Here is a 6,894-nt window from a genome sequence, read left to right as displayed (position 1 = left end):
CCGGTGGGTTCGAGCGCCGTGACGACCGTGGCGACCGTCCGCAGGGTGGGTTCCGTCGCGATGACCGCAGCGACCGCCCGCAGGGTGGCTTCCGCCGTGACGACCGTGGCGACCGTCCCCAGGGTGGCGGCTACCGCAGCGACCGTGGCGACCGCCCGTCGTACGGCGACCGCCCGCAGGGTGGCGGCTTCCGTCGGGACGACCGCGGTGACCGTGGCGGGTTCCGTTCCCGTGACGACCGTGGCGACCGCGGTGGCTACCGGGGTGGCCGGGACGACCGTGGCGGGTTCAACCGCGACCAGGACGAGCGTCGGATGGAGCCGGTGCGCCGGCTGCCGATCCCGGACGACGTGACCGGGTTCGAGATCGACGCGGATGTCCGTCAGGACCTGAAGAGCCTGCCGAAGACCCTCGCCGACGACGTGGCGCGCAACCTGGTGATGGTCGCGCGGCTGCTCGACAGCGAGCCGGAGGAGGCCTACAACTACTCGCGCGTCGCGCTGCGGCTGGCGTCGCGTGTGGCGAGCGTCCGTGAGGCGGCCGGCTTCGCGTCGTACATGACGCAGCGGTACTCCGAGGCGCTGACCGAGTTCCGTGCGGCGCGGCGGATGACCGGCCGGGTGGACCTGTGGCCGGTGATGGCGGACTGCGAGCGTGGTCTGGGCCGTCCGGAGCGGGCGCTGGCGATGGCCGGCGAGCCCGAGACGAAGCAGCTGGACAAGGCCGGTCAGGTCGAGATGCGCCTGGTCGCGGCGGGTGCCCGCGCGGACCTGGAGCAGTTTGACGCGGCCGTGGTGACGCTGCAGAGCCCGGAGCTGGCGTCCTCGGCGATTCACCCGTGGACGGCGCGCCTGCGCTACGCGTACGCCGACGCGCTGATCGCGGCGGGTCGGGCCGACGAGGCCCGCGAGTGGTTCGTGAAGGCCGTGGAGGCCGACTCGGACGGTTCGACCAACGCGTCCGAGCGGCTGGCGGAGATCGACGGCGTGGAGTTCACCGACGCGCTGGACGAGGACGCCGAGGCCGAGGCCGTGGAGTCCGAGGAGCCGGCCCGCAAGCCGGTCAACAAGGACGACATCGGCGACGACCGGATGATCTTCGAGGACGAGGAGGACGTCGAGGAGTTCTACGACGACGACGACCTCGAGATCGACGAGGAGTACGACGAGGACTCCTTCGAGGAGAAGAAGCCGAAGCAGGCCTGATTCTCAACTGGCAGTCAGACGGCCCCCGTTCCGGGTAGGAGCGGGGGCCGTTCTGCGTGCTGCGCGGGTTCGGGTCAGCCGAGTTCGAGGGAGCGCAGAACCAATCCGGTGGCCGGTTTGGGGCCGAAGGAGGTGGACTTGCGGGGCATCGTGACGCCCTGCTCGGCGAGGCGGCGGACCACGCGTTCCTCGACGGGGTGGAGCAGTACGGCGGTGCCACCGGTGCGGGCGGCCTCGCGGACGGCGGCCTCGGGGGAGTGCAGGTAGCCGATGTGCTCGGGGCTGTCGGGGACGTGCCAGGTGCGGTCGAGCAGGGTGGCGTGCAGGACGGTGGCGTCGAGGTGGCGCCATTCCTCGGGGCGGTCGGTGCGGACGGTGGCGTCGAGGGTGCGTTCGTCGGGGCCGGTGAGCAGCAGGTAGCGGTCGTCGCCGGCGGTGAGGACGAAGGCGTTGCGGGCGTCCGTGCGGGCCTCGCCGAGGGCCTTGAGGGCGTCGTCGAGGGAGCCGGGGAGTTCGGTGAGCTGCCAGACGTCGGGGTCGAGGGCGGCGATCGCGGCGTGCAGCGGCAGGCGGTGCAGGACGCGGTGGATGGCGCGGACCCGCAGCGGGTAGCGGTCGGTGTCGACGAGCAGGACCAGGCCGCGGTCCCAGGGGCTGCGGGGCAGGTGGCGGTGTTCGCGCTGGAGCCGCAGGTACATCTCCCAGCGGTGGTGGCCGTCGGCGATGAGGGCGCGGCAGGTGGCGAGGTCGCGGCTGACGGCGGCCAGGTCGGCGGGAGCGGTGACGGCCCACAGCCGGTGGTGGGTGCCGTCGCTGGTGGTGACGTGCAGCAGTGGTTCGTCGGCGGCGGTGCGTTCGACGACCTCGGCGGCGCGGCCGTGGCCGCGGTAGGTGAGCAGCAGGGGTTCGAGGTTGGCGCGGGTGGTGCGCATCAGGCCGACCCGGTCGGCGACGGGCTTGGGCATGACGTCCTCGTGGGGGAGGACGACGCCCGTTTCGGCGCCGCTGACGGCGAGGGCGCCGATCAGGCCGCGTTGCAGGTCGCCGGTGGGGGAGTGCTGCTCGTAGACGTACAGGGCGGGCCGGGGGTCGGCGGTGAGGATGCCCTGTTCGCGCCAGTCGCGCAGCAGGCGGGCTGCGTGCCGGTAGCGGGTGTCGCGGTCGGGGCGGAGGCCGGAGTCCTCCGGTTCGGGGCGCGGCAGGATGAGTCGGACGATGTTGTGCGGGTCCGAGGTCTCCAGGTCCTGGCGCCGTCCGGGGTCCACCACGTCATAGGGGGGTGAGGTCACCGCGGCCAGGTCGCCGACCTTCTGGGGGTCGTAGCGCAGGCCGCGGAACGGGGACAGGGACAGCCCTGCGGTGGCGACGTGCCCGGGGTCTCCGGGGCCGCCCGAGGGCTCGTTGCCGATTTCGGCACGAGGGGCGCTCATCCTGGGCATGTTAGCCGGGTACTCCTTGTTGGGAGATCGCGATGCACGCGGCCGTTCCGGTTGCGGGCGGGGCGGTGGGCGCCGACCAGGAGAGCGGGGAGTTGCGGATGAGCTACGGGAGCCACGACGGCGACGGCGCGGAGGCCTCTTCGGGAAGTGCGGCGGGGGCGCCCGGCGGCGGGGTGTACGACTGGTTCCGGCGCGGGGTGCGGCTGTTGGAGGAGCGGCACCCGGCGGCAGCGGTGCAGCTGCTGGCGCGGGCGGCGGAGGCGGAGCCCGGGTCGCGGTCGATCCGGGAGGCGCTGGCGCGGGCGCAGTTCGACGCCGGGCAGTACGCGGCGGCGCTGGCGAGTTTCCGGACGGTGGCGGAGGCGGACCCGTCGGACGACTACGCGCAGTTCGGGTGGGGCGTGGCGGCGGCCCGGCTGGGGGACTTCGAGTCCTCGGCGGAGCACCTGGCGCTGGCAGTCGCGATGCAGCCCGGCAACAAGCACTACCGGGCGGCGCTGCGGCAGACCCGGGCGACGCTGGCGGCCCGGGCGGGGGCGTTCGGTCCGCTGCGGCCGGGGGCACCGGGGTACTTGGCGCCGCCTGAGGAGCCGGACGGGTCCTAAGGTTGCGGGTGTTCGATCGTTCGAGGTGAGTGGAGAGCTGTGATGGTGCGGAGCGTGCCGCAGGGTAGCGCGGTGGCGTTGACGGAGGCGTACGACACGGCGCTGCTGGACCTCGACGGGGTGGTGTACGCCGGGCCACACGCGATCGTGCACGCGGTGGAGTCCCTGGAGCGGGCGCGGGCGGCCGGGATGCGGCTGGCGTACGTGACGAACAACGCCTCGCGGCCGCCGCGGGTGGTGGCGGAGCACCTGTCGGAGCTGGGGGTGCCGGCCGAGCCCGCCGATGTGATCAACTCGGCGCAGGCGGCGGCGCGGGTGGTGTCGGAGAAGGTCCCGGCGGGTTCGCGGGTGCTGGTGATCGGCGGAGCGGGGCTGGTGGAGGCGCTGGAGGAGCGCGGGCTGGTGCCGGTGCGTTCCCTGGACGACGGCCCGGCGGCGGTGGTGCAGGGCTACGACCCGTCGGTCGGCTGGGCGGACCTCGCGGAGGCCTCGTACGCGGTGGGCCGGGGCCTGCCGTGGGTGGCGTCGAACACCGACATGTCGATTCCGACCGCGCGCGGCATCGCGCCCGGCAACGGGACGCTGGTGGCGGCCGTGTCGGCGGCGACGGGCGTGACGCCGGAGGTGGCGGGCAAGCCGCTGCCGCCGATGCACCGGGAGACGGTGCTGCGGACGGGCGCGACGCGTCCGCTGGTGGTCGGCGACCGCCTCGACACCGACATCGAGGGGGCGTTCAACGGCGGCGTGGACTCGCTGCTGGTCTTCACCGGCGTCACCACCCCCGAACTGCTGCTCGCCGCCCCCGTGCAGCACCGCCCGACCTACCTGTCGGACGACCTGCGGGGCCTGTTGGAGCCGCAGCCCGAGGTGTCGGAGCCGGTCGACGGCCGGTTCGCCTGCGGCGGCTGGGAGGCCGGCGTGGACGGCGGCGCGCTGACCCTGGACGGCGGCGGCGAGCGGATCGACGCGCTGCGGGCGCTGTGCGCGGCGGCGTGGACGTGGGCGGACGCGAACGGCGCTACCCCCGATACGTCAAAGGCGTTGGCAGCGCTGTGAGTTGACGATCAGCCGGGCGGGTATCCCGGGAGCACTGCTTCGGATCGTCCAGGGGGGATGATGCGCGGACGTGCGGTGAGGGCTGCCGGGCTGGTGGTGGCCGCGCTGGCGTTGCTGCTGGCGGGGTACCTCGGCGAAGCGGACGGGGAGCGCGGGCCGTACCGGATCTACCTGGCGGCGGCCGACCACATGCCGCCGGGTGACCCGCAGTTGCGGGTGCAGCGGCCGACGGGGATGGCCGTCGAGCAGCTGTCGGGGTGGGGGAGCGCGCCGGGGCCGAATCCGCAGGACTGCTCGGCGAGCTGAGGAGCCATCAACTCGGTTGTGGCCACGGCCGGTTGCGGGATCGCCACAGCGGGTAACCCTACGGCTTCGAGTCGGCCAAGGGGGAGACGATGCGCAGACGTGCTGTCGGGGGCGCCGGGCTGGTGATGGCCGCGTTGGCGTTGGCGGGATGCGCGGGAGGGCCGGCCCCCAAGCCACCGGACGGGGTCGGGACGCCGACCGGGCTGCCGTCGGCGGTGCTTGTCCAGATGGTGCAGGAGCGGTTCCTGGGCGGGCGGGAGCCGGTGGCGGGTTCGTTCCAGGAGGTCGGGCGGACGGAACAGGCGGTGGCCTACCGCTGGTCGGAGCAGGGCGGGAAGTGGTGCGTCACCGTGGCCGCGCTGGACGCCACCGGCGGGTGGAGCCCGTGCTTCGACCCCCAGGACCGGACGCCGCTCGCGGACCCGCCGGCTGCCAAGGTGCTGACGCGGAGCCGGCTGGAGACGGGCGGCTGGGCGGCCGTGCTCACCGCCGACGGCGAGCGGCCGCTGGAGTTGCAGTGCGGGTCCTGGGCGGCGCGGCTGATCGACGTCGGCACCGCGGAGGTGCCGGGCGGGACGCGCCGGTACTACCTGGCGCTGGCGAAGGAGATGCCGCAGGGCACCCCGCAGCTGCGGGTGGAGCGGGCGGCGGGGGCGACCGCCGAGCCGCTGCCGGTGGCGACGTCGACGACGGGGCCGCAGCAGTCCTGCGGGTGAGCGCAGGCGTCAGAGCAGGCTGCGCAGGCGCAGCAGGTCGAGGAAGCTCGCGTCCAGCTTGAGGCGGCCGGTGGCCCAGGCGGTGGGGAACGCCAGCTTGCCGTCGACCAGGGCGACCAGGTCGTCGCCGGTGGTGGCGAGCCGGATGTCGGCCTTGGCGGTGGGGGCTCCGGGGTTTTCGGTGATGCCGGTGAGCTGCCCGTCGGTGAGCCGCCCGGTGAAGGTCAGGCCGAGGTCGGTGAGGTGGCAGCTGAGCGACCGGTCGAGGGCGGTGGCCTTGCGGACGTCGCCGTTCGCGCCGGCGAGGTTGCGGCTGAGCTGCTCGAGTGCGCGGCGGCACTCCTCGATGGTGACCATGGGTGCGGCGTACTCCTGTCTCGGTGGTCGGTGGGGCGTTCCACGCTAACGCGCCGGGCGGGCGGGGCGGCCGGGCGGGGGTGACCGGGGGCCGACCGTGGGGCGGGTGGTGCGGGCGGGTACGGGCCGGCGTAGGACGGGGTAGCGTCAGTGCGGGCAGTCGGTGCCCGCGGAGGAGGCGGTTCGGATGCTGCGGGATGCGGTGCGGGGTGTGGTGGTGGTCGCGACGGAGCTCGCCGAGGAGGCGAGCCGTCGGGTGCTGGGCGCGGCCGAGGGGCTGATCCAGCGGACCGGTGAACTGCCGCCCGGGGTCGAGCAGTTGCGGGTGCTGGCCGAGGAGACGGTGACGGCCGGGCGGGCCGGGGTGGACCTGGTCGCGGGCGTCGTCAAGAGCGAGGCCGAGCGGGTGTTCGAGAAGGTCGGCGACCAGGTGGTGAAGGTCGGCGTGGTGCTGAGCTTCCTCGAGTCGAAGCTGCGCGAGGTCGAGGAGCCGGCCGTACCCGAGCCCGAGGAGAAGCCGGAGGAGCCGACGGTCCGCCCGGCCGCCCGGGCCCAGGGCCTGTTCGGCGCCGGGTGGGACGCGGAGCCCGCGCCCGCCGACGAGGCGTCGGACGGGGCGGCCGGGCAGCCGACGAACACGGCACCGGCCACCCCGGCGCCCCGGAAGGCGACCGCCCGCAAGGGCGCGGCGGCCAAGCAGGCCGCGGCGAAGCGCTCGGTGCCGCGAAAGGCCCCGACGGAGGGCGGCGCGGCCGTGACGCCGAAGACGGTGGCGAAGAAGGCCGCCGCGAAGAAGACGGCCGCGAAGAAGACGGCCGTGAAGAAGACCGTGACCAAGAAGGCCACCGCCGACAGCCCGTCGGCCCCGCTGCCTGCCGCGGCGAACAAGGCCGCGGCGAACAAGGCCGCCGTGAAGAAGGCCGCCGCGAAGAAGGCCGCACCGGCCAAGAAGACCGCGACCGAGAAGAAGGCCGCACCCGGCAAGGCCACGACCGCGAAGAAGGCGCCCGCGCGGAAGCCCGCCGCGAAGCCGGAGCCAGGGAGCACCGACGATGAGTGAGGTGCCGTGGACGGGCGAGTCCGAGGTGGACGAGGCGCTGGCCCGGCTGGGGGAGACGGACGGGGTGGGGGCAGGGGAGCTGGTCGAGGTGTACGAAGATGTTCATGCGCGGCTCGCCGCGACCCTCGCGGCGCTGGACCGCGAGTGACG

9 protein-coding genes are annotated in these 6,894 nt (G+C 74.3%); 7 read left to right on the top strand and 2 right to left on the bottom strand.

Annotated elements, in window-relative coordinates:
• Positions 1–332: 332 nt before the first annotated feature.
• Positions 333–1,205 carry a tetratricopeptide repeat protein gene (locus ACFYS8_RS06960; RefSeq protein ID WP_387636896.1) on the top strand — a complete coding sequence of 291 codons (873 nt, stop codon included), beginning with the start codon at positions 333–335 and terminating at the stop codon, positions 1,203–1,205.
• Positions 1,206–1,279: 74 nt separating this feature from the next.
• Here the strand turns inward: ACFYS8_RS06960 and ACFYS8_RS06955 are convergent, their stop codons facing one another.
• Positions 1,280–2,635: a DUF1015 family protein gene (locus ACFYS8_RS06955; protein WP_387636748.1), complete on the bottom strand. Its 1,356-nt coding sequence runs from the start codon at positions 2,633–2,635 to the stop codon at positions 1,280–1,282.
• Between the two features lie 41 nt (positions 2,636–2,676).
• On the opposite strand from ACFYS8_RS06955, the gene ACFYS8_RS06950 reads away from it, so the two are divergent.
• The 4 genes from ACFYS8_RS06950 to ACFYS8_RS06935 all read left to right on the top strand — a co-directional run bounded on the left by ACFYS8_RS06950 (position 2,677) and on the right by ACFYS8_RS06935 (position 5,327).
• Complete coding sequence (locus tag ACFYS8_RS06950; protein WP_387636746.1) at positions 2,677–3,249, top strand: tetratricopeptide repeat protein; 573 nt, start codon at positions 2,677–2,679, stop codon at positions 3,247–3,249.
• Between the two features lie 42 nt (positions 3,250–3,291).
• On the top strand, positions 3,292–4,305 hold the full coding sequence (locus tag ACFYS8_RS06945; protein WP_387636744.1) for an HAD-IIA family hydrolase: 1,014 nt from the start codon (positions 3,292–3,294) through the stop codon (positions 4,303–4,305).
• A gap of 75 nt (positions 4,306–4,380) precedes the next feature.
• Complete coding sequence (locus ACFYS8_RS06940; RefSeq protein ID WP_387636742.1) at positions 4,381–4,611, top strand: hypothetical protein; 231 nt, start codon at positions 4,381–4,383, stop codon at positions 4,609–4,611.
• 89 nt (positions 4,612–4,700) lie between these two features.
• Complete coding sequence (locus ACFYS8_RS06935) at positions 4,701–5,327, top strand: hypothetical protein (RefSeq protein ID WP_387636739.1); 627 nt, start codon at positions 4,701–4,703, stop codon at positions 5,325–5,327.
• Positions 5,328–5,336: 9 nt separating this feature from the next.
• Here ACFYS8_RS06935 and ACFYS8_RS06930 read toward each other — a convergent pair whose 3' ends face one another.
• Positions 5,337–5,684 carry an SCP2 sterol-binding domain-containing protein gene (locus ACFYS8_RS06930; RefSeq protein WP_387636736.1) on the bottom strand — a complete coding sequence of 116 codons (348 nt, stop codon included), beginning with the start codon at positions 5,682–5,684 and terminating at the stop codon, positions 5,337–5,339.
• A gap of 187 nt (positions 5,685–5,871) precedes the next feature.
• Between ACFYS8_RS06930 and ACFYS8_RS06925 the strand changes: the two genes are divergently transcribed.
• Together ACFYS8_RS06925 and ACFYS8_RS06920 are read left to right on the top strand one after the other, a co-directional pair.
• The gene (locus ACFYS8_RS06925; protein ID WP_387636733.1) at positions 5,872–6,744 is read left to right on the top strand and encodes a hypothetical protein; all 873 of its coding nucleotides are present in this window, start codon (positions 5,872–5,874) and stop codon (positions 6,742–6,744) included.
• A complete protein-coding gene (locus ACFYS8_RS06920; protein WP_387636730.1) occupies positions 6,737–6,892 on the top strand; it encodes a hypothetical protein in 156 nt (51 codons plus the stop codon). The genes ACFYS8_RS06925 and ACFYS8_RS06920 overlap by 8 nt, the downstream gene beginning before the upstream one ends.
• The last annotated feature ends 2 nt before the right edge of the window (positions 6,893–6,894 follow it).

It is taken from the genome of Kitasatospora sp. NPDC004615 (assembly GCF_042873545.1).
Lineage (GTDB): Bacteria > Actinomycetota > Actinomycetes > Streptomycetales > Streptomycetaceae > Kitasatospora.
Note: the sequence above shows the minus strand (reverse complement) of the source record. Positions and strands in the feature narration are given on the sequence as shown.